The organism is Bacillus sp. A260 (genome assembly GCF_009861435.1).
GTDB classification, from domain to species: Bacteria; Bacillota; Bacilli; order Bacillales; family Bacillaceae_G; genus Bacillus_A; species Bacillus_A cereus.
In genome coordinates this window covers 104,410-124,523 of record NZ_CP046398.1, presented here as the reverse complement: position 1 = coordinate 124,523, position 20,114 = coordinate 104,410, and the positions used below count along the sequence as shown (strand labels likewise).

Below are 20,114 nucleotides of genomic sequence, written 5' to 3'. Positions count from 1 at the left end.
TTACATAAGTAGTTATACTTGAACAATCGATAAAAATCAATTATTCACCTTTATTTTTTTTGATAATTTCTTCAGAAACAGACTTTGGTACTTCTTCATAGTGGTCAAACACCATAGAGAATGTTCCGCGTCCTTGAGTGTTAGAACGTAATGACGTTGCATAACCGAACATTTCAGAAAGTGGAACCATAGCGCGAACAACTTGTGCGTTACCGCGAGCTTCCATACCTTCTACACGTCCACGACGAGATGTTACGTCACCCATAATGTCACCCATGTACTCTTCAGGAATTACAACTTCAACTTTCATCATTGGCTCAAGAATTACTGGGCTACATTTAGAAACCGCAGCTTTAAGTGCCATAGATGCAGCGATTTTGAACGCCATCTCAGATGAATCGACATCATGGTAAGATCCGTCAACTAATGCAGCTTTAATGTCAACTAGTGGATAACCAGCTAGTACACCATTTTTAAGTGCATCTTCAAGACCTGCTCCAACAGCTGGGATGTATTCACGAGGAACTACACCACCGACGATCTTGTTTTCGAATTCGAATCCTTTACCTTCTTCGTTAGGTTCAAACTCAATCCAAACGTGACCGAATTGTCCACGACCACCAGATTGACGAGCGAACTTACCTTCAACTTTCGCTGCAGCGCGGAAAGTCTCACGGTATGCTACCTGAGGAGCACCAACGTTTGCTTCCACTTTGAATTCACGGCGCATACGGTCAACGATGATATCAAGGTGAAGTTCACCCATACCAGCGATGATAGTTTGGCCAGTTTCTTGGTCAGTGTGAGCACGGAATGTTGGATCTTCTTCAGAAAGCTTAGATAATGCTGTACCCATTTTATCTTGGTCAGCTTTAGATTTTGGTTCGATAGCTACAGAGATAACTGGCTCTGGGAATTCCATAGACTCAAGGATAACAAGGCTCTTCTCGTCACAAAGAGTATCACCAGTAGTAGTATCTTTTAAACCTACAGCAGCAGCGATATCACCAGCGTAAACTGTTGAAATCTCTTCACGGCTGTTAGCGTGCATTTGTAGGATACGACCTACACGCTCACGCTTACCTTTAGTTGAGTTTTTCACGTATGATCCAGAGTTTAACACACCAGAGTACACACGGAAGAACGTTAACTTACCAACATAAGGGTCAGTCATGATTTTGAATGCTAAAGCTGCGAATGGTTCTTCATCGCTAGACTTACGTTCTACTTCTTCATCTGTATCCGGTAGAGTACCTTTAATAGCAGGTACATCTAGTGGAGATGGAAGGTAGTCGATAACTGCGTCTAACAGAATTTGAACACCTTTGTTTTTGAATGCAGAACCACAAATTACTGGGAAGAATTCTACAGAAGTTGTAGCCTTACGGATACCAGCTTTAAGCTCTTCTACAGTGATTTCTTCACCTTCTAGGTACTTCATCATCATTTCTTCATCAAGCTCAGCTACCGCTTCAATAAGTTTTCCACGGTATTCTTCAGCTAATTCTTTGTGCTCTTCAGGAATTTCAACACGTTGAATGTCTGTTCCTAAATCGTTACCGTACATGTAAGCACACTCTTCAACAAGGTCAATGATACCATTGAACTCATCTTCAGCACCGATTGGTAACTGAATTGGATGTGCGTTTGCTTGTAAACGATCGTGGATTGTTCCTACAGAGTATAAGAAATCTGCACCGATCTTATCCATTTTGTTAACGAATACGATACGAGGTACGCCGTAAGTAGTAGCCTGACGCCAAACAGTTTCTGTTTGTGGTTCTACACCAGATTGCGCATCAAGTACTGCTACAGCGCCATCAAGTACGCGTAAAGAACGTTCTACTTCTACTGTGAAATCTACGTGTCCTGGAGTATCAATGATGTTTACACGATGACCTTTCCATTGTGCTGTAGTTGCAGCAGAAGTAATTGTGATACCACGCTCTTGCTCTTGCTCCATCCAGTCCATCTGAGATGCACCTTCGTGAGTTTCACCGATTTTATGAATACGTCCTGTGTAGTACAGAATACGCTCAGTTGCTGTTGTTTTACCAGCATCGATGTGAGCCATGATACCAATATTACGAGTGTTTTCTAAAGAGAACTCTCTTGCCATTTGGTGTCTTGCTCCTTCCATATATGGATTGGATTTTTTTATTTTAAGTAGCAAAAAAGCCACTTTATATTGTTACACATGTCAGTATGTCCAGTACTCTCATTATGTAAAACGAGCGCCCGATGAAAGGGAGAGGCATTCTCCCTCTCCACACTTCCATAAGCGACAAATAAAGCGGTTTATGCTTACATTTATTTTACGTTGAATCCTACCAACGGTAATGAGCAAATGCTTTGTTAGCTTCTGCCATTTTATGAGTGTCTTCACGTTTCTTAACAGATGCACCAGCGTTGTTAGCTGCATCTAAGATTTCGTTAGCAAGACGCTCTTCCATAGTTTTTTCACCACGAAGACGAGCGTAGTTTACTAACCAACGAAGACCTAAAGTTGTACGGCGTTCTGGACGAACCTCAACTGGAACTTGGTAGTTAGCACCACCAACACGACGAGCGCGTACTTCAAGAACAGGCATGATGTTCTTAAGAGCTTGCTCGAATACTTCCATTGGCTCTTTACCAGTACGTTCGTTTACGATATCGAACGCATTATAAAGAATTGTTTGAGATTTACCTTTTTTACCGTCAACCATCATTTTGTTGATAAGGCGTGTTACTAGCTTCGAATTGTACATTGGATCTGGTAACACGTCACGTTTCGCAACAGGTCCTTTACGAGGCATATTGAGTTCCTCCTTTCATTTTAAAGTTATTATTTTTTAGCAGGTTTTGGTCTCTTAGTACCATATTTAGAACGTCCTTGCATACGTTTGTCAACACCAGCTGTGTCAAGCGCACCACGAACGATGTGGTAACGTACCCCCGGTAAATCCTTTACACGACCACCGCGAATTAATACTACGCTATGCTCTTGTAGGTTATGACCGATACCTGGGATGTAAGCTGTAACCTCGATACCGTTTGTTAAACGTACACGAGCGTATTTACGTAACGCTGAGTTAGGTTTCTTTGGAGTCATTGTACCAACACGAGTACATACACCACGTTTTTGAGGTGCAGAGATATCAGTTGATTTTTTCTTTAAAGAGTTAAAACCTTTGTTTAACGCAGGTGATTTAGATTTCCATACTTTATCAGTACGACCATTTCTCACTAATTGGTTAATAGTAGGCATTTGATTATCCTCCCTTCGCATGTTTGTATGACCACATATCCAGGTGGTTCATTATTAGTTGAAAACAAAGTTTTTGCAAGGAAGAGCAAATGCTCTCTCCTCACAAAAACAGTTTTAACTTATTATTCCTATTGCTGAAGCTCCCACTTGAATCCCCGAAGCTTTACCAAGCTTACGAACTGATTCAACTTTTGTTATGGGCACGTTATATTGCATTGCAATACGAATGATAGCATGGGTTAACCGCATGTCAGCATCCTCTGCGATGACAACTTCTTTAACTGTACCATTTTTGATTGCTTCCAATGTGCGTTTATGACCAACGACTACATTTTCAGCAGTTGATACTTTTTGATAAGACATATAAATATCCTCCAAAGCATCGTTCAGGAGCAACCTTGATTATAGTAACATTTTGACTCATACAATGTCAACTAAGATTAATTGTTTTTATACAAAATTTATGACGGAAAATTTTACTGTTCCACATAAACCTCATCGTTTTCTACGTTCATGTCATCTTGTGTTGTTTTTACAAGATCCACTTTGCGATAACGATTCATACCTGTTCCAGCAGGAACAAGTTTACCGATAATAACATTTTCTTTTAATCCTAGAAGTTCATCGCGTTTACCCTTAATTGCTGCATCAGTTAAGACACGAGTTGTTTCTTGGAACGATGCTGCAGATAAGAATGAATCTGTTTCAAGTGAAGCTTTTGTAATACCAAGTAGAACAGGTCTAGCTGTTGCTGGTTGCTTACCTTGCAGTAAGACCTTAGCATTCGCATCAGTAAACTGATGGATATCTAGTAATGTTCCTGGTAATACATCTGTTTCACCTGCATCACTTACACGAACTTTACGTAACATTTGACGTACCATTACCTCTACGTGTTTGTCACCAATTTCTACCCCTTGCATACGGTATACTTTTTGAACTTCACGTAATAAGTATTCTTGAACCGCCGTAATGTCCGTTACTTTTAGTAATTCTTTCGGATCAATAGAACCTTCTGTTAACTCTTTACCGTGGCTAATTGGCTGTCCTGGAGTTACTTTCAGACGAGCACCGTAAGGAATAGCATACGTACGAGCTTCAACTTCACCCTGTACAACTACTTCTTGGCGATCTTTAACGTCGTTGATCGCTGCGATAACACCGTCGATTTCACTGATAACTGCCTGACCTTTCGGATTACGAGCTTCGAAGATCTCTTGGATACGAGGTAAACCTTGAGTAATATCATCTCCGGCAACCCCACCTGTATGGAATGTACGCATCGTTAACTGTGTACCTGGCTCACCGATAGATTGAGCTGCGATAATACCTACCGCTTCTCCTACTTCTACGTCTGTTCCAGTTGCTAAGTTACGACCGTAACACTTCTTACATACACCGTGGCGAGTGTTACACGTAAACGCTGAACGAATGTTTACAGTTTCAACACCCGAATTTTCAACGATATGAGCGATATCTTCAGTAATTAATTGATTTTCAGCAACTAATACTTCACCTGTTTCAGGATGTTTTACAGTTTTTCTTGCAAAACGTCCAACAAGACGATCATATAATGACTCGATAACTTCATTACCCTCTTTAATCGCACCAATTAATAAACCGCGATCTGTTCCACAATCATCTTCACGAACGATTACATCTTGTGCAACGTCAACAAGACGACGTGTTAAGTAACCAGAATCGGCAGTTTTAAGTGCTGTATCGGCAAGACCTTTACGCGCACCATGCGTAGAGATGAAGTACTCAAGTACTGTTAAACCTTCACGGAAACTCGATTTGATTGGAAGTTCGATGATACGACCAGATGGATTGGCCATAAGACCACGCATACCAGCAAGCTGAGTAAAGTTAGATGCGTTACCACGGGCACCTGAGTCACTCATCATGAAGATTGGGTTGCGTTTATTCAAGGATTTCATCAGTTTTCCTTGGATAACATCTTTTGCATTACTCCAAATAGAGATAACGCGATCGTAACGTTCTTCTTCCGTGATTAAACCGCGACGGAATTGTTTAATTACATTATCTACTTTTGCTTGTGCTTCGTGGAGAATTTCATCTTTTTCGCCTAATACAAGAATGTCAGATACCCCAACTGTAATACCAGCTTTTGTAGAGTACTTGAATCCTAAGTTTTTCATACGGTCAAGCATGCGAGACGTTTCTGTAATTTGGAAACGTTTGAACACTTCCGCAATGATGTTACCAAGGATCTTCTTGCTAAATGGCGCCACTTCTTCGCGACTAGCAATAATTTCTTTAATGTTCGCACCTTTTTCAACGAAATATTTCGCTGGTGTTTCTTTTTCAAGGTTTGAATTTGTTGGTTCATTAATATAAGGGAACGACTCTGGTAAGATTTCGTTAAATATTAATTTACCAACTGTTGTTAATAGAAGCATACTCTTTTGCTCTTCAGTAAATGTTGCGTTGTTTACTGCACTTGCAGCTACTGCAACACGTGTATGAAGATGAACATATCCATTTTGATATGCAAGCAATGCTTCGTTTGCATCTTTGAAGACCATACCTTCACCGATTGCACCTTCACGCTCAAGTGTTAAGTAATAGTTACCTAATACCATATCCTGAGATGGAGTAACAACTGGTTTACCGTCTTTCGGGTTCAAGATGTTTTGTGCCGCTAACATAAGAAGACGAGCTTCAGCTTGAGCTTCTGATGATAAAGGTACGTGAACGGCCATTTGGTCACCGTCAAAGTCCGCGTTGTATGCAGTACATACAAGTGGGTGAAGACGGATTGCGCGACCTTCTACTAATGTAGGTTCAAACGCCTGGATACCAAGACGGTGAAGTGTTGGTGCGCGGTTTAGAAGTACTGGATGTTCTTTAATCACAGACTCTAAAACGTCCCAAACTTCAGGTTGTACACGCTCGATTTTACGTTTCGCACTCTTAATGTTATGTGCTAATCCTTTTTCAACTAACTCTTTCATTACGAAAGGTTTGAACAGTTCAAGCGCCATTTCTTTTGGCAATCCACATTGATACATCTTTAAGTTCGGTCCTACAACGATTACAGAACGACCAGAGTAGTCAACACGTTTACCTAATAAGTTTTGACGGAAACGTCCTTGTTTACCTTTAAGCATGTGAGATAGTGATTTTAATGGACGGTTACCTGGCCCAGTAACTGGACGGCCACGACGACCATTATCGATTAATGCGTCTACAGCTTCTTGTAACATACGTTTTTCGTTTTGAACAATGATGCTTGGTGCACCTAAGTCCAATAGACGTTTTAAACGGTTGTTACGGTTAATTACACGACGGTATAAGTCGTTTAAGTCAGAAGTAGCAAAACGTCCACCGTCTAACTGTACCATTGGGCGTAGTTCTGGTGGGATTACTGGTAGAACATCTAAGATCATCCAAGACGGTTCATTTCCAGAGTTACGGAATGCTTCTAATACTTCTAGACGTTTAATAGCACGAGTACGGCGTTGTCCTTGTGCTGTTTTTAATTCTTCTTTTAAGAAGTCTACTTCTTTATCTAAATCGATGTCTTGTAGTAGCTTTTTAATTGCTTCTGCACCCATAGCAGCTTGGAATGTGCTACCATATCGATCACGATATGCACGGTATTCTTTTTCAGAAAGTAATTGCTTCTTATCAAGTGGTGTATCTCCACTTTCTGTTACAACATAAGAAGCGAAATAAATTACTTCTTCAAGCGCGCGAGGGGACATGTCTAAGACAAGTCCCATGCGGCTCGGGATACCTTTGAAATACCAAATATGAGATACAGGAGCAGCTAATTCGATATGACCCATACGTTCACGACGTACTTTTGCACGCGTTACTTCAACGCCACATCGATCACAAACTACACCTTTATAACGTACACGTTTGTATTTTCCGCAATGACATTCCCAGTCCTTTTGTGGTCCGAAAATACGCTCACAGAATAAGCCATCTTTTTCAGGCTTTAACGTACGATAGTTAATAGTTTCTGGTTTCTTAACTTCACCGTATGACCAAGAACGAATCTTGTCAGGTGAAGCAAGTCCAATCTTCATATATTCAAAGTTATTTACATCTATCAAGGGGCCTACCTCCCTTTTAGTCTACAGGTTATCCCAATTATTCCTTAGTTGTCTCAACTTCGACATTCAATTTATCTGCTGATTGATGATCATCGTCATCTTCTGTATCACGCATTTCAATTTCTGTATCGTCGCTAGACATCATTTTAACGTCCATACCTAAACTTTGCAGCTCTTTAATCAATACTTTGAATGATTCAGGAACGCCTGGTTCTGGAACATTTTCGCCTTTAACAATTGCTTCATAAGTCTTAACACGTCCAACAACATCATCAGACTTCACTGTTAAGATTTCTTGAAGAGTATAAGCAGCACCGTAAGCTTCAAGTGCCCAAACCTCCATCTCACCGAAACGCTGTCCACCGAACTGAGCTTTACCTCCAAGAGGTTGCTGCGTTACAAGTGAGTATGGTCCAGTAGAACGAGCATGAAGTTTATCGTCAACCATGTGCGCAAGTTTGATCATATACATGACACCAACAGATACGCGGTTATCGAATGGTTCACCAGTACGTCCGTCATACAGGATTGTTTTCGCGTCATTTGCCATACCAGCTTCTTCAATTGTGCCCCAAACATCTTCCTCACGAGCACCATCGAATACTGGTGTTGCAATGTGAATGCCAAGGTATCTTGCTGCCATACCAAGATGAAGCTCTAATACCTGACCGATATTCATACGAGATGGTACCCCTAATGGGTTTAACATGATATCGATTGGCGTACCGTCTGGTAGGTAAGGCATATCTTCTTCTGGTAAAATACGAGAAATAACACCTTTGTTACCGTGACGTCCGGCCATCTTGTCACCTTCAGAAATTTTACGTTTTTGAACGATATATGCACGTACAAGTTGATTCACGCCCGGTGGCAATTCATCGCCATCTTCACGGTTGAATACTTTTACGTCTAAGATAATACCGCCACCACCATGTGGTACACGTAGTGATGTATCACGTACTTCACGCGCTTTTTCTCCAAAGATAGCATGTAATAGACGTTCTTCAGCTGTTAATTCTGTTACACCTTTAGGTGTTACTTTACCAACAAGTAAATCTCCATCTTTTACTTCAGCACCAACGCGAATGATACCGCGCTCGTCAAGGTTACGTAATGCGTCTTCCCCAACGTTTGGAATGTCACGTGTAATTTCTTCTGGTCCAAGCTTCGTATCACGAGCTTCTGATTCATATTCTTCAATATGAATAGAAGTGTACACATCATCTTTTACAAGGCGCTCACTCATGATGATCGCATCCTCGTAGTTATAACCGTCCCAAGTCATGAAGCCAACAAGCACGTTACGTCCAAGTGCTAGTTCACCTAATTCCATAGAAGGACCATCCGCAAGGATTTCACCTTTTACAACTTCATTTCCAACACTTACGATTGGACGTTGGTTGTAACAAGTTCCTTGGTTAGAACGAATGAATTTTTGCATTTTGTAGCGATCTAAGTCGCCTTTTACTGTTTGACCGTCAACTTCTACATAGCGACGTACCCAAACTTCACGTGCTTCTACGCGCTCAACAACCCCAGGATGTTTACAGATTACTGCAGCACCTGAGTCTTTTGCTGATACGTACTCCATACCTGTACCTACAATCGGAGATTCCGGATTCATTAACGGAACCGCCTGACGTTGCATGTTCGCTCCCATAAGTGCGCGGTTAGAGTCATCGTTTTCTAAGAACGGAATACAAGCTGTCGCTGCCGACACTACTTGTTTTGGAGATACATCCATGTAGTCGATGCGTTCTCTATTTGTGACAATGTTTTCACCACGGAAACGAGCTACGATATCTTCACTTAGGAATTCACCTTCGTCAGATAATTTCATATTCGCTTGGGCTACAACATAGTTATCTTCTTCATCTGCTGTTAAGTAATCAACATGCCCTGTTACAAGACCAGTTTCTGGGTCAACACGACGGTATGGTGTTTCAATGAAACCAAACTCATTTACTTTCGCGAACGAAGATAATGAGTTAATCAAACCGATGTTTGGTCCCTCTGGTGTTTCAATCGGACACATACGACCGTAGTGAGAGTAATGAACGTCACGCACTTCAAAGCCTGCGCGCTCACGCGTTAAACCACCAGGTCCTAATGCAGATAGTCTTCGTTTGTGAGTTAACTCTGCTAATGGGTTTGTTTGGTCCATAAACTGAGATAACTGAGAACTTCCGAAGAACTCTTTAATAGATGCAATAACAGGACGAATATTAATTAGTGCCTGTGGTGTAATTGCATTTGTATCTTGGATCGACATTCTCTCACGAACAACACGTTCCATACGAGAAAGACCGATACGGAATTGATTTTGTAACAGTTCTCCAACAGAACGCAGACGACGGTTTCCTAAATGGTCAATATCATCTGTATCCCCTACTTTGTATAGTAGGTTGAAGAAGTAACTGATAGAAGCAAGGATATCACCTGGTGTAATGTGTTTCACATCACGAGTAATGTTTGCATTACCAATTACATTAATTACGCGTTCGCCTTCCGACTCAGGAGCATAAATCTTAATAGATTGCAGCTCAACATCGCCTTCTACCACTCCACCCATTGGTTTCGCTGTTTTGAATCCAATGTTTTTCTCTAAGTAAGGTAAAATGCGATCAAGTGTACGACGATCTAAGATTGTTCCTTCTGCCGCTAAAATTTCACCAGTTTCTGGATCCACTAATGTTTCAGCTAAACGTTGATTAAACAATCTGTTTTTAATGTGTAACTTCTTGTTGATCTTATAGCGACCTACATTTGCTAAATCGTAGCGCTTTGGATCAAAGAAACGAGACACAAGTAAGCTCTTAGCATTTTCTACCGTTGGTGGTTCACCAGGACGTAGACGCTCATAAATTTCAAGCAATGCTTTTTCTGTGCTATCTGTGTTGTCTTTTTCTAATGTGTTGCTTAAGTATTCGTTATCACCTAAAAGCTCGGTGATTTCTTGATCAGAGCCAAACCCTAATGCGCGTAACAAAACAGTTACAGGAAGTTTACGCGTACGGTCAATACGCACATATACAACATCCTTAGCATCTGTCTCATACTCTAACCAAGCTCCGCGGTTTGGAATTACAGTAGCAGTAAAACCACGTTTTCCGTTTTTATCCACTTTGCCACTATAGTATACGCTTGGAGAGCGAACTAACTGGGAAACGATAACACGTTCTGCACCGTTAATTACGAATGTTCCAGTCTCTGTCATGAGTGGGAAATCTCCCATGAACACATCTTGTTCTTTTACTTCACCAGTTTCCTTGTTGATTAGACGCACTTTTACACGAAGTGGTGCTGCATACGTCACATCACGCTCTTTGCATTCGTCTACAGAGTATTTAGGTTCACCTAAGCTGTAGTCGATAAATTCAAGCGATAGATTTCCCGTAAAGTCTTCAATCGGAGAAATGTCTTGGAACATTTCTCGCAAACCCTCATCAAGAAACCACTGATAAGAAGAGGTTTGAATTTCGATAAGATTTGGTAACTCTAATACTTCACTAATACGGGCATAACTTCTTCGTTGGCGGTGGCGTCCGTATTGAACTAGTTGACCTGTCAACTGCTTCACCCCTCAAATCATGAGTATTATAAATGCACAAAAAAATTTGTGCAAAATCACAAATAAATACAACTACTGCTATTAGCGTAGTCTCTTTCTCTTAAAGATAAATACGTTGAGTCTTTCTACCTGCTCAAAAAAGAAAAATGGCTTCTATAAGAAAACCATCATTCTGTTTCATAATCTGCTGATTTTACTATCTTTTCCAAGAGAAACAAAAATATACATCTTTCTCAACGCAGAAAATCATATATTGGCATTGTATAATGTTAACATAGCCAAAAATAACCGTCAACGTTTTTTTGATTTTATGATATAATATCCTTTTTTCTTTTCTACAACCTCAACCTCAGAAAATACTTCTTCTAGTTTTTTTAGCGCAGACGGTGCACCTTGTTTCTTTTGAATAACAATCCAAAGTTCTCCACCTGGAACTAAATACTCCACAGCTTTTTCTAAAATCTCATGTACGATATCTTTACCCGCACGAATTGGAGGGTTAGATAGAATAGCAGCATACTTACCATCTACATTTTCATAGACGCTACTTTGAAAAATACGTATATTCTCGATTTTGTTATTAGCGGCGTTTTCTTTCGCAAGCCCAAGTGCCCTCTCATTCACATCCACCATGTGAACTTCACGACCTTGAAACTCTTTCGCTAACGACAAACCAATAGGACCGTATCCGCAACCTACGTCTAATATATTACCTTTAATATCTGGCATTTGAAACGCTTCAATTAAAAGACGGGAACCAAAGTCCACTTCGTTTTTCGAGAACACCCCATGGTCAGATAAGAAAGTAAATCGAGATCCACGAAGGTCAAACTCCCATCGCTTACGATCACTTTTACTAGAAGGGTCGTTAGAAAAATAATGGTCTGCCATATGGCCACCTCTTTTCTTTACAGTTAAAAAAAAAGCTCGCATGAGAGCGAGCTTTTTTTAAAGCATCAAAAGTTAATTACTTAACTTCTACAGCAGCGCCAACTTCTTCAAGTTTAGCTTTGATTTCTTCAGCTTCTTCTTTAGCAGCAGCTTCTTTGATTACTTTTGGAGTGTTGTCAACTAATTCTTTAGCTTCTTTTAAGCCAAGACCAGTGATTTCACGAACAACTTTGATAACTTTGATTTTTTGTGCACCAGCGCTAGTTAGTTCCACATCAAATTCAGTTTTCTCAGCAGCAGCTTCTCCAGCGCCACCAGCAACAGCTACAGGAGCAGCAGCAGTTACGCCGAATTCTTCCTCGATAGCTTTTACTAAGTCGTTAAGTTCTAATACAGTCATAGATTTAACTGCTTCAATGATTTGTTCTTTAGTCATTGTAAATATCCTCCCTTAAATAGGTTTGTATTGTTTTATCGATAATACGTAATTATCTTTTAAAAAATTAAGCGCCTTGCTCTTCCTTTTGGTCTGCAACTGCTTTAGTAGCAAGTGCAAGGTTACGGATTGGAGCTTGAAGAACGCTAAGAAGCATAGAAAGTAAGCCTTCACGTGATGGAAGAGTAGCGATTGCTTTAACCTCATCAAGTGTTACAAGTTTACCTTCGATTACGCCCGCTTTAATTTCTAAAGCTTCATGATCTTTAGCGAAGTCGTTTAATACTTTCGCAGGAGCAACTACATCCTCGTTACTGAACGCGATTGCGTTTGGTCCTGTTAAGAATTCATTTAACTCAGCCATTTCAGCAGATTCTGCAGCACGACGAGTTAGAGAGTTTTTGTAAACTTTGAACTCAACGCCAGCTTCACGTAATTGCTTACGTAATTCTGTTGCTTCAGAAACTGTTAAACCACGGTAGTCAACAACGATTGTAGATTTACTAGCGCGAAGTTTGTCCGCGATTTCAGTTACAACTTGTTGTTTAGTTTCGATTACTTTGCTCATGTTATTACACCTCCTGTAGATTATATAGAAGATGTACCGAAAGTGCACTAAAAACCTCCATGCCCAACTTGTAGACATGGAGGCATATAGTCACAGAAAAAAGATTCCGCTTCGTATATTAACACCTAGGTAGGAAATTAAGTCTATTGACACCTACTGTCTACGGTACACTAATTAAATTCACAACATAAATGATTATATTAAAACTTCTTTATGAAGTCAACTTCCAAAATTTACGCTAATGTAGAAACGTCTACACGTACGCCAGGTCCCATTGTAGAAGCAACTGTTACGTTCTTCATGTAAGTACCTTTTGCAGCAGCTGGCTTAACTTTTTGTAAAGTGTCAGCAATTGTTTTGAAGTTTTCTACTAATTTAGCATCTTCGAAAGATACTTTACCGATTGGAACGTGGATGTTACCAGCTTTATCAACGCGGTATTCAACTTTACCAGCTTTGATTTCGTTAACAGCTTTAGTTACATCGAAAGTAACTGTTCCAGTTTTAGGGTTTGGCATTAAACCTTTAGGTCCTAATACGCGACCAAGTTTACCAACTTCACCCATCATGTCAGGAGTTGCTACTACTACATCGAAATCGAACCAACCTTGTTGGATTTTACCGATGTAATCAGTATCGCCTACGAAGTCAGCTCCAGCAGCTTCAGCTTCTTTAGCTTTTTCACCTTTAGCAAATACTAATACACGTTGTACTTTACCAGTACCGTGTGGAAGAACAACTGCGCCACGGATTTGTTGGTCAGCTTTCTTAGGGTCAACACCTAAACGGAATGCAGCTTCTACAGTTGCATCAAATTTAGCTGTGTTTGTTTTCTTTACTAATTCTACTGCTTCTGTTGCAGAGTAAGCAGCTGCACGATCAACAAGCTTTGCAGCTTCTACGTACTTTTTACCTCTTTTAGCCATTTTTATTTCCTCCTCGAATGTGGTTTTAGCGGAATAACCTCCCACGTTTACGCCTGTTTTCAGGTATAACCTGAGGATGAGCGCCATCCATTTATTTAAAAACGATAATCATTTACGATAATAAAGGTTGCGAATTGGAATTCCAGACCCGCAACCTTTTTTAAAACAAATCGAATTAGTCTTCGATAACGATGCCCATACTGCGTGCAGTACCTTCAACCATACGCATTGCAGCTTCTACGCTAGCAGCGTTTAGGTCAGGCATTTTAGTTTCAGCGATTTCGCGTACTTTATCACGCTTAACAGTTGCCACTTTATTACGGTTTGGTTCACCAGAACCAGACTCAATACCAGCTACTTTCTTAAGAAGAACAGCAGCAGGAGGAGTTTTAGTAATGAAAGTGAATGAACGGTCCTCAAATACCGTAATTTCAACAGGGATGATAAGACCAGCTTGATCTGCTGTACGAGCGTTAAACTCTTTACAGAAGCCCATGATGTTAACACCTGCTTGTCCTAATGCTGGACCAACTGGTGGAGCTGGGTTAGCTTTACCTGCAGGAATTTGAAGCTTTACCATTTTAATTACCTTTTTAGCCACGAGACACACCTCCTTAAGTCCGTGATGTGGTCAATTGGACAGTGATTTGCCCTCCCACGTCATATTTTATCTGTAAGGATAAAATCTTTCAAAAAACGTCTCCGATAACGAAGACGTACTGACTTAAAAGATATTATCACTTTTTACAATTCATTTCAAGTTTCATTTTATAATTTTTCAATTTGATGGAAGTCAAGTTCAACTGGAGTCTCGCGACCAAACATGTCCACAAGCACGCTAACCTTTTTCTTCTCCACATCAATTTCTTCAATAGCACCTGTATAATCTGCGAATGGCCCCTCATTTACACGTACTGTCTCATGAAGTTCAAAGTCGAAATCAACCACTTCGTTGTCCATTCCCATATGTTTCATAATGGTAACAACTTCCTCTTCTAATAGAGGTGATGGTTTAGATCCAGAACCAGAAGAACCAACGAACCCAGTTACACCCGGCGTGTTACGTACAACATACCAAGAGTCATCAGTCATGATTAATTCTACTAATACATAACCTGGGAACACTTTTCTTTTCATTAATTTTTCTTTTCCGTTTTTCATTTCTACTTCTACTTCTTCCGGGACAACAACACGGAAAATTTTATCTTGCATACCCATTGATTCTACACGTTTCTCTAGGTTTGCTTTTACTTTATTTTCATATCCAGAATAAGTATGGACAACATACCAACTTTTTTCCATTCATTTAGGACGAGCGTCCTTCCCTCCCTGACGTACATTTTTTTGCGCAAATGAAAAAACCCGTTCACCGGGCTTTTACACAGTTCTTATAAATAACATTATATCATGGATAAGTGCTTCTTATTCAAGAATTAACCAAGAATTAACCGAATTAAAGAAGAAATGCCCATATCAACTACTGCGAAGAAAATCGCAAAGAACACAACTGTAGCAACAACAGTCGCTGTTGAGCGGAGTAATTCATCTTTTTTAGGCCAACTTACTTTTTTCATTTCGCGACCTACATCGCCGAAAAAGTTCGTTAAACGCATCTGCGGGACCTCCAGTGTATTATTTCAATTATTTATTTTGTTTCCTTGTGAACTGTATGCTGATTGCATGTTTTACAAAACTTTTTTATTTCAAGTCGCTCTATTGAGCTCGTATCTTTCATAGTAGAGTAGTTTCGATTTTTACACTCTTCACATGAGAGTACAACTTTTTTCCTCATTAGTTACACCAACCTTGTAACATTATGTCCCTAAAAATGTATCATACAATAAAAGACAATGTCAATGACATGCATTTTGTACTCTCTACAAAAGAAAACAGGTGATTTATTTTACACCTGTAGCACTTGTTACTTCTTATGAATTTAAAGTTGTACTTTCTCTCATTTCCATATATCGTTCCAATTTTCTCTTTACTCTTTGTAAAGCGTTATCAATAGATTTCACATGCCTGTTTAACTGTTCTGAAATCTCTTGATAAGAACGACCATCTAAATATAAAGAAAGCACTTTCCTTTCTAAATCGCTTAATAATTCAGATATTTTTGATTCTATGTCTGTATATTCTTCCTGGCTAATGATCATCTCTTCAGGATCAGTCACCTTCGCTTCAGAAATAACATCCAATAACGTTCGATCAGATTCCTCATCGTAAATCGGCTTATCTAAAGACACATACGAATTTAAAGGAATATGTTTTTGTCTTGTTGCCGTTTTAATAGCGGTAATAATTTGTCGAGTGATACATAGTTCAGCAAATGCTTTGAATGAAGACAGCTTGTCCTCTTTATAATCACGAATTGCTTTAAACAACCCTATCATACCTTCTTGAACAATGTCTTCTCGATCGGCACCCACTAAAAAGTAAGATCTTGATTTCGCACGAACAAAGTTCTTATACTTGTGAATTAAATATTCTAGAGCGTCAGTATTACCTTTTCGAACTAACTCAACGATTGCCTCATCCTCTAAATCACGAAATGTAACGTCGCCTATACTTACGAAGCCTGCTTCCACCTTGATCCCTCCGACCGCTATTTATTTAGCAATATTATACAGTAAAAAGATAAAGAGCGTCAATGCTTCAACGCTCTCCTCTTCTTAATTTTTCTAATTTTTCTGTAATATCTTTACTAAATATCTTTCGCATGGCGGGCTGCTGTTCTTTCGTGTCTTTTGTGCGCCTTCTTACTTGTTGTTCCATCGCTTGTACTTCCAACTCTAATTCACGCGCAGATTTTCGAAGGGCACCTTGCCCAAATATAACCCATTGTTCTGTATAATCAGAAGTCGCAACATATATTTGTGTATTTATATTTCTAAGCTCTATCGCAAGTTGCTCTATCTTTTCGTCTGCAGTTTGATTCTTTCGTGTGAATATTACTTCTACACGAGATTGTTTCATCTTTTTTTCAATACCATGGACTGTATAGGCATCAAAGACTATCATCACTTTTATACCTGTATAACCTTGATAATCCGCCATCTTATCAATAAGCGCATCTCTTGATGATTGTAAATCTACATCCCGCAGTTTCTTCAAATCTCCCCAAGCTCCGATAATGTTGTAACCGTCAACGATTAAAATATCGTTCATTTTTTATTTACCAATTTCGTGACGTTTACGATATACCTCATACATTAACAAACTTGCGGCTACTGAAGCATTTAAGGATGTAACTTTACCAACCATCGGTAAAGTGATTAAGAAATCACACTTTTCACCAATAATACGACTCATACCTTTTCCTTCACTACCAATTACTAACCCAATCGGCATTGTACCATCTAAATTACGGTAATCCGTTTTCCCTTTGGCATCTGTACCAGCAATCCAAAGTCCACGCTCTTTTAATTCATCAATTGTACGAGATAAGTTTGTTACGCGCGCAACAGGAATGTATTCAATCGCTCCTGTTGATGCTTTCGCAACTGATGCTGTAAGTCCCACAGCTCTTCTCTTCGGAATAATAATTCCATGAGCTCCTGTTGCATCAGCAGTACGCATAATAGAACCTAGGTTATGCGGATCTTCAATCTCATCTAAAATCAAGAAGAATGGATCTTCATTACGTTTTTCTGCCACTTTGAATAAATCTTCTAACTCTGCATACTGATATGCAGCTACTTGAGCAATTACACCTTGATGATTACCCTCAACTAATTGATCTAACTTTTTCTTTGGTGCATGTTGTAAAATAATCTTATTTTCTTTCGCTAACGCTAGTACAATTTGTACTTGTCCTTTGGCAGCACCTTCTGCGATCCAAATTTTATTAATATCTCTCCCTGATCTTAACGCTTCAATTACAGGGTTACGTCCGATAATATATTCACTAGTCATGATGATGTGCCCCCTTCCTTTTCTTCTAAAACTGCAATTGCCTTATATACAATTTCGTCTAATCTTTCACGATTATTTAATAAATGATGATAACCAATTAGCGCTTCAAAGGCTGTACTATGTCGATATGTTTGTACATCCGTATTTTTCGGAACTGTACCTGAATTTGCATTACGCCCTCTTCTTAATACCGCCTCTTCTTCCTCTGTCAAAAATGCCGTCTCTAATAAATGATAAACAACTTTCGCCTGTGCTTTTGCTGAAACAAAGCTCGTCCCTAAGCGGTGTAATTGATTAGGGCGAACTTTTCCTTTTTGAAGGAGGTGATAGCGGATATATTGTTCATATACCGCATCACCCATATACGCTAACGCCAAGCTGTTTAATTGCTTTGCATCGATCATCCTTATCCTCTTTTCCATCTTGTACCTTGAGCAGTATCTTCTAAAATAATATTACGTTCTTTTAAATCGTCACGAATTTGATCAGACAATGCAAAATCACGATTTTTACGAGCTTCAATGCGCTTTTGGATAAGCTCTTCAATTTCTTCATCCAGTAATTCTTCTTTTGATAATTCTAATCCCAAAATATCAAATAACGTTTCCAGTTGTTTTACGTATGCTTCAATCACAACTTTAGATGTATGCTCTTCAAGTAAATATTGATTTGCATGATTTGCTACGTTGTATAATTCGGTAATTGCATTTGCAGTGTTAAAGTCATCATTCATTGCCTCTTCAAATGCAGTCTGGAATTTCTCTATTTCAGCTAACCATTTCTCATTATGGTCCGTTAAATCCGTACTACTCTCCATACGATGCTTTAAGTTTCCATAAGCTGTTTTAATTCTTTCCAGTCCATTATTCGTACTTTGTAATAACTCTTCACTAAAGTTAATCGGGTGACGATAGTGTACTGATAACATAAAGAATCTAATTAACTGCGGGTCGTATTGCTTAATAATATCGTGAACTAAAATAAAGTTACCAAGCGATTTAGACATCTTCTCATTGTTAATATTAATATATCCATTATGCATCCAGTAACGTGCAAACGTTTTTCCAGTCAATGCCTCTGACTGCGCAATTTCATTTTCATGATGTGGGAAAGCCAAGTCTTGACCACCAGCATGAATGTCAATTGTATCCCCTAAGTACTTACGCGCCATTGCTGAGCATTCAATATGCCATCCTGGACGTCCTTGCCCCCAAGGGCTTTCCCAGAAGATTTCTCCTTCTTTCGCAGCTTTCCATAAAGCAAAATCAAGAGGGTCTTGTTTCTTTTCCCCTACCTCAATACGAGCACCGTGACGTAAATCTGCGATTGGTTGATGTGATAATTTACCGTAACCTTCGAATTCCTTCGTCTTAAAGTACACATCACCCTCTGATTCATATGCATACCCTTTATTCACAAGTTCTTGAATAAATTCAATAATGATATCCATATTTTCTGTTACACGAGGATGAACTGTTGCGTGTTTGCAACCTAGTGCTGTTACATCTTCAAAGTACGCTTCAACAAAACGATCAGCAATTGTCGGTACATCTTCACCTAATTCATTTGCCGCTTTAATTAATTTATCATCTACATCCGTAAAGTTAGATACATATTGCACATCGTATCCTTTGTATTCTAAATAACGACGCACTGTATCGAATACCATAGGAGGCCTTGCATTCCCAATATGAATGTAGTTATAAACTGTAGGTCCGCATACATACATCTTTACCTTATTTTCTTCTAATGGAACAAACTCTTCTTTTTGACGTGTTAACGTATTATAAATGTGAATAGTCATTTTTATCCTTCCTTTCTACCTTTAATTCCAATTGTTTCTTCAATTTATCAAGTTCTACTTCCATAGCCTTTAATTTATCAAAAATCGGATCCGGAAGGTCAGAGTGATTTAATTCTTGACCAATCTTTACTCCATTTTGAATAACGACACGGCCAGGTATACCTACAACTGTAGAATGTGCAGGAACTTCTTTTAATACGACAGACCCTGCTCCGATTTTAGAATTCTCTCCCACAGTAATAGAACCAAGAACTTTAGCACCCGTCGCAATTAATACATTATCCTGAATTGTTGGATGCCTCTTTCCTTTTTCTTTTCCTGTACCACCTAATGTAACCCCTTGATAAATCGTTACATTATCACCAATTTCACAAGTTTCTCCGATTACAACTCCCATTCCATGATCTATGAAAAAACGTCGACCAATTGTTGCTCCTGGATGGATCTCAATGCCAGTAAAAAAGCGGCTCACTTGTGAAACAAAACGTGCAAGAAAGAAAAAATTTCTTTTATAAAAAGCATGTGCAATTCGATGGGCCCAAACTGCATGTAATCCAGAGTAAGTTAAAATGACTTCGAAATAACCTCTTGCCGCTGGATCCTGTTCAAAAACGACTTCAATATCTTCCCGAAGCCTCTTAAACATCGGTGTTCCCTCCCCTTTA

At 39.4% G+C, this 20,114-nt stretch carries 20 protein-coding genes and 1 other annotated feature; all 20 genes read right to left on the bottom strand.

Translation table 11 applies throughout. The features are described 5' to 3' along the window. Positions 1 to 40 precede the first annotated feature (40 nt). The 20 genes from fusA to cysE all read right to left on the bottom strand — a co-directional run bounded on the left by fusA (position 41) and on the right by cysE (position 20,095). The gene (gene fusA, locus GD442_RS00655) at positions 41 to 2,119 is read right to left on the bottom strand and encodes an elongation factor G (RefSeq protein WP_000090370.1); all 2,079 of its coding nucleotides are present in this window, start codon (positions 2,117 to 2,119) and stop codon (positions 41 to 43) included. 208 nt (positions 2,120 to 2,327) lie between these two features. Beyond that, positions 2,328 to 2,798 (bottom strand): 30S ribosomal protein S7, encoded by a 471-nt coding sequence (gene rpsG, locus GD442_RS00650; RefSeq protein WP_001137491.1) that lies wholly within the window; start codon positions 2,796 to 2,798, stop codon positions 2,328 to 2,330. Between the two features lie 29 nt (positions 2,799 to 2,827). Continuing rightward, positions 2,828 to 3,250 (bottom strand): 30S ribosomal protein S12, encoded by a 423-nt coding sequence (gene rpsL, locus GD442_RS00645; RefSeq protein WP_001142341.1) that lies wholly within the window; start codon positions 3,248 to 3,250, stop codon positions 2,828 to 2,830. Between the two features lie 114 nt (positions 3,251 to 3,364). Beyond that, the gene (locus GD442_RS00640) at positions 3,365 to 3,613 is read right to left on the bottom strand and encodes a 50S ribosomal protein L7ae-like protein (protein WP_000121836.1); all 249 of its coding nucleotides are present in this window, start codon (positions 3,611 to 3,613) and stop codon (positions 3,365 to 3,367) included. A 113-nt stretch (positions 3,614 to 3,726) separates the two neighbouring features. Further along, positions 3,727 to 7,338 (bottom strand): DNA-directed RNA polymerase subunit beta', encoded by a 3,612-nt coding sequence (rpoC, locus tag GD442_RS00635; RefSeq protein ID WP_000567939.1) that lies wholly within the window; start codon positions 7,336 to 7,338, stop codon positions 3,727 to 3,729. Between the two features lie 37 nt (positions 7,339 to 7,375). Further along, positions 7,376 to 10,909 (bottom strand): DNA-directed RNA polymerase subunit beta, encoded by a 3,534-nt coding sequence (gene rpoB / locus GD442_RS00630; protein WP_000147553.1) that lies wholly within the window; start codon positions 10,907 to 10,909, stop codon positions 7,376 to 7,378. Between the two features lie 291 nt (positions 10,910 to 11,200). Beyond that, entirely contained in the window at positions 11,201 to 11,800 is a 600-nt protein-coding gene (locus tag GD442_RS00625; RefSeq protein ID WP_000763268.1) for a class I SAM-dependent methyltransferase, read from the bottom strand. Between the two features lie 76 nt (positions 11,801 to 11,876). Beyond that, the gene (gene rplL / locus GD442_RS00620) at positions 11,877 to 12,236 is read right to left on the bottom strand and encodes a 50S ribosomal protein L7/L12 (protein ID WP_000159736.1); all 360 of its coding nucleotides are present in this window, start codon (positions 12,234 to 12,236) and stop codon (positions 11,877 to 11,879) included. Between the two features lie 67 nt (positions 12,237 to 12,303). Beyond that, positions 12,304 to 12,804 (bottom strand): 50S ribosomal protein L10, encoded by a 501-nt coding sequence (gene rplJ, locus GD442_RS00615; RefSeq protein ID WP_000048716.1) that lies wholly within the window; start codon positions 12,802 to 12,804, stop codon positions 12,304 to 12,306. Positions 12,805 to 12,843: 39 nt separating this feature from the next. Continuing rightward, positions 12,844 to 12,988 (bottom strand) — a sequence feature (ribosomal protein L10 leader region). A 49-nt stretch (positions 12,989 to 13,037) separates the two neighbouring features. Continuing rightward, positions 13,038 to 13,730, bottom strand: coding sequence for a 50S ribosomal protein L1 (gene rplA / locus GD442_RS00610; RefSeq protein ID WP_001987630.1), 693 nt, complete (start codon positions 13,728 to 13,730; stop codon positions 13,038 to 13,040). A gap of 175 nt (positions 13,731 to 13,905) precedes the next feature. Further along, positions 13,906 to 14,331, bottom strand: coding sequence for a 50S ribosomal protein L11 (rplK, locus tag GD442_RS00605; RefSeq protein WP_001085872.1), 426 nt, complete (start codon positions 14,329 to 14,331; stop codon positions 13,906 to 13,908). A gap of 167 nt (positions 14,332 to 14,498) precedes the next feature. After that, positions 14,499 to 15,032, bottom strand: a complete 534-nt coding sequence (gene nusG / locus GD442_RS00600; protein WP_000415794.1) for a transcription termination/antitermination protein NusG — start codon at positions 15,030 to 15,032, stop codon at positions 14,499 to 14,501. 131 nt (positions 15,033 to 15,163) lie between these two features. Continuing rightward, positions 15,164 to 15,343: a preprotein translocase subunit SecE gene (secE, locus tag GD442_RS00595; protein ID WP_001241323.1), complete on the bottom strand. Its 180-nt coding sequence runs from the start codon at positions 15,341 to 15,343 to the stop codon at positions 15,164 to 15,166. Positions 15,344 to 15,375: 32 nt separating this feature from the next. Continuing rightward, a complete protein-coding gene (gene rpmG / locus GD442_RS00590) occupies positions 15,376 to 15,522 on the bottom strand; it encodes a 50S ribosomal protein L33 (RefSeq protein ID WP_014481927.1) in 147 nt (48 codons plus the stop codon). Positions 15,523 to 15,658: 136 nt separating this feature from the next. After that, a complete protein-coding gene (locus tag GD442_RS00585; protein ID WP_000387193.1) occupies positions 15,659 to 16,318 on the bottom strand; it encodes an RNA polymerase factor sigma-70 in 660 nt (219 codons plus the stop codon). Between the two features lie 67 nt (positions 16,319 to 16,385). Beyond that, positions 16,386 to 16,898, bottom strand: a complete 513-nt coding sequence (locus tag GD442_RS00580; protein ID WP_000997876.1) for an NYN domain-containing protein — start codon at positions 16,896 to 16,898, stop codon at positions 16,386 to 16,388. 3 nt (positions 16,899 to 16,901) lie between these two features. Beyond that, positions 16,902 to 17,645, bottom strand: a complete 744-nt coding sequence (rlmB, locus tag GD442_RS00575; protein ID WP_000200237.1) for a 23S rRNA (guanosine(2251)-2'-O)-methyltransferase RlmB — start codon at positions 17,643 to 17,645, stop codon at positions 16,902 to 16,904. Beyond that, positions 17,642 to 18,049, bottom strand: a complete 408-nt coding sequence (locus GD442_RS00570) for a Mini-ribonuclease 3 (protein WP_000564261.1) — start codon at positions 18,047 to 18,049, stop codon at positions 17,642 to 17,644. Before GD442_RS00570 ends, rlmB begins: the two co-directional genes overlap by 4 nt. A 2-nt stretch (positions 18,050 to 18,051) precedes the next feature. Next, positions 18,052 to 19,449 carry a cysteine--tRNA ligase gene (cysS, locus tag GD442_RS00565; protein WP_000152276.1) on the bottom strand — a complete coding sequence of 466 codons (1,398 nt, stop codon included), beginning with the start codon at positions 19,447 to 19,449 and terminating at the stop codon, positions 18,052 to 18,054. Next, positions 19,430 to 20,095, bottom strand: coding sequence for a serine O-acetyltransferase (cysE, locus tag GD442_RS00560; protein ID WP_000476497.1), 666 nt, complete (start codon positions 20,093 to 20,095; stop codon positions 19,430 to 19,432). The genes cysS and cysE overlap by 20 nt, the downstream gene beginning before the upstream one ends. Positions 20,096 to 20,114: the final 19 nt, after the last annotated feature.

Excerpts from the sequence above, each read along its gene's own strand:
- rpsG (WP_001137491.1), bottom strand. The coding sequence starts at position 2,798 with ATGCCTCGTAAAGGACCTGTTGCGAAACGTGACGTGTTACCAGATCCA.
- nusG (WP_000415794.1), bottom strand. The coding sequence starts at position 15,032 with ATGGAAAAAAGTTGGTATGTTGTCCATACTTATTCTGGATATGAAAAT.
- rplA (WP_001987630.1), bottom strand. The coding sequence starts at position 13,730 with ATGGCTAAAAGAGGTAAAAAGTACGTAGAAGCTGCAAAGCTTGTTGAT.
- fusA (WP_000090370.1), bottom strand. The coding sequence starts at position 2,119 with ATGGCAAGAGAGTTCTCTTTAGAAAACACTCGTAATATTGGTATCATG.
- GD442_RS00570 (WP_000564261.1), bottom strand. The coding sequence starts at position 18,049 with ATGATCGATGCAAAGCAATTAAACAGCTTGGCGTTAGCGTATATGGGT.
- GD442_RS00580 (WP_000997876.1), bottom strand. The coding sequence starts at position 16,898 with ATGAACGATATTTTAATCGTTGACGGTTACAACATTATCGGAGCTTGG.
- rplJ (WP_000048716.1), bottom strand. The coding sequence starts at position 12,804 with ATGAGCAAAGTAATCGAAACTAAACAACAAGTTGTAACTGAAATCGCG.
- rlmB (WP_000200237.1), bottom strand. The coding sequence starts at position 17,645 with ATGACTAGTGAATATATTATCGGACGTAACCCTGTAATTGAAGCGTTA.
- rpsL (WP_001142341.1), bottom strand. The coding sequence starts at position 3,250 with ATGCCTACTATTAACCAATTAGTGAGAAATGGTCGTACTGATAAAGTA.
- rplL (WP_000159736.1), bottom strand. The coding sequence starts at position 12,236 with ATGACTAAAGAACAAATCATTGAAGCAGTTAAATCTATGACTGTATTA.
- secE (WP_001241323.1), bottom strand. The coding sequence starts at position 15,343 with ATGCGTTTAACGAACTTTTTCGGCGATGTAGGTCGCGAAATGAAAAAA.
- GD442_RS00640 (WP_000121836.1), bottom strand. The coding sequence starts at position 3,613 with ATGTCTTATCAAAAAGTATCAACTGCTGAAAATGTAGTCGTTGGTCAT.
- cysS (WP_000152276.1), bottom strand. The coding sequence starts at position 19,449 with ATGACTATTCACATTTATAATACGTTAACACGTCAAAAAGAAGAGTTT.
- GD442_RS00625 (WP_000763268.1), bottom strand. The coding sequence starts at position 11,800 with ATGGCAGACCATTATTTTTCTAACGACCCTTCTAGTAAAAGTGATCGT.
- cysE (WP_000476497.1), bottom strand. The coding sequence starts at position 20,095 with ATGTTTAAGAGGCTTCGGGAAGATATTGAAGTCGTTTTTGAACAGGAT.
- rpmG (WP_014481927.1), bottom strand. The coding sequence starts at position 15,522 with ATGAGGAAAAAAGTTGTACTCTCATGTGAAGAGTGTAAAAATCGAAAC.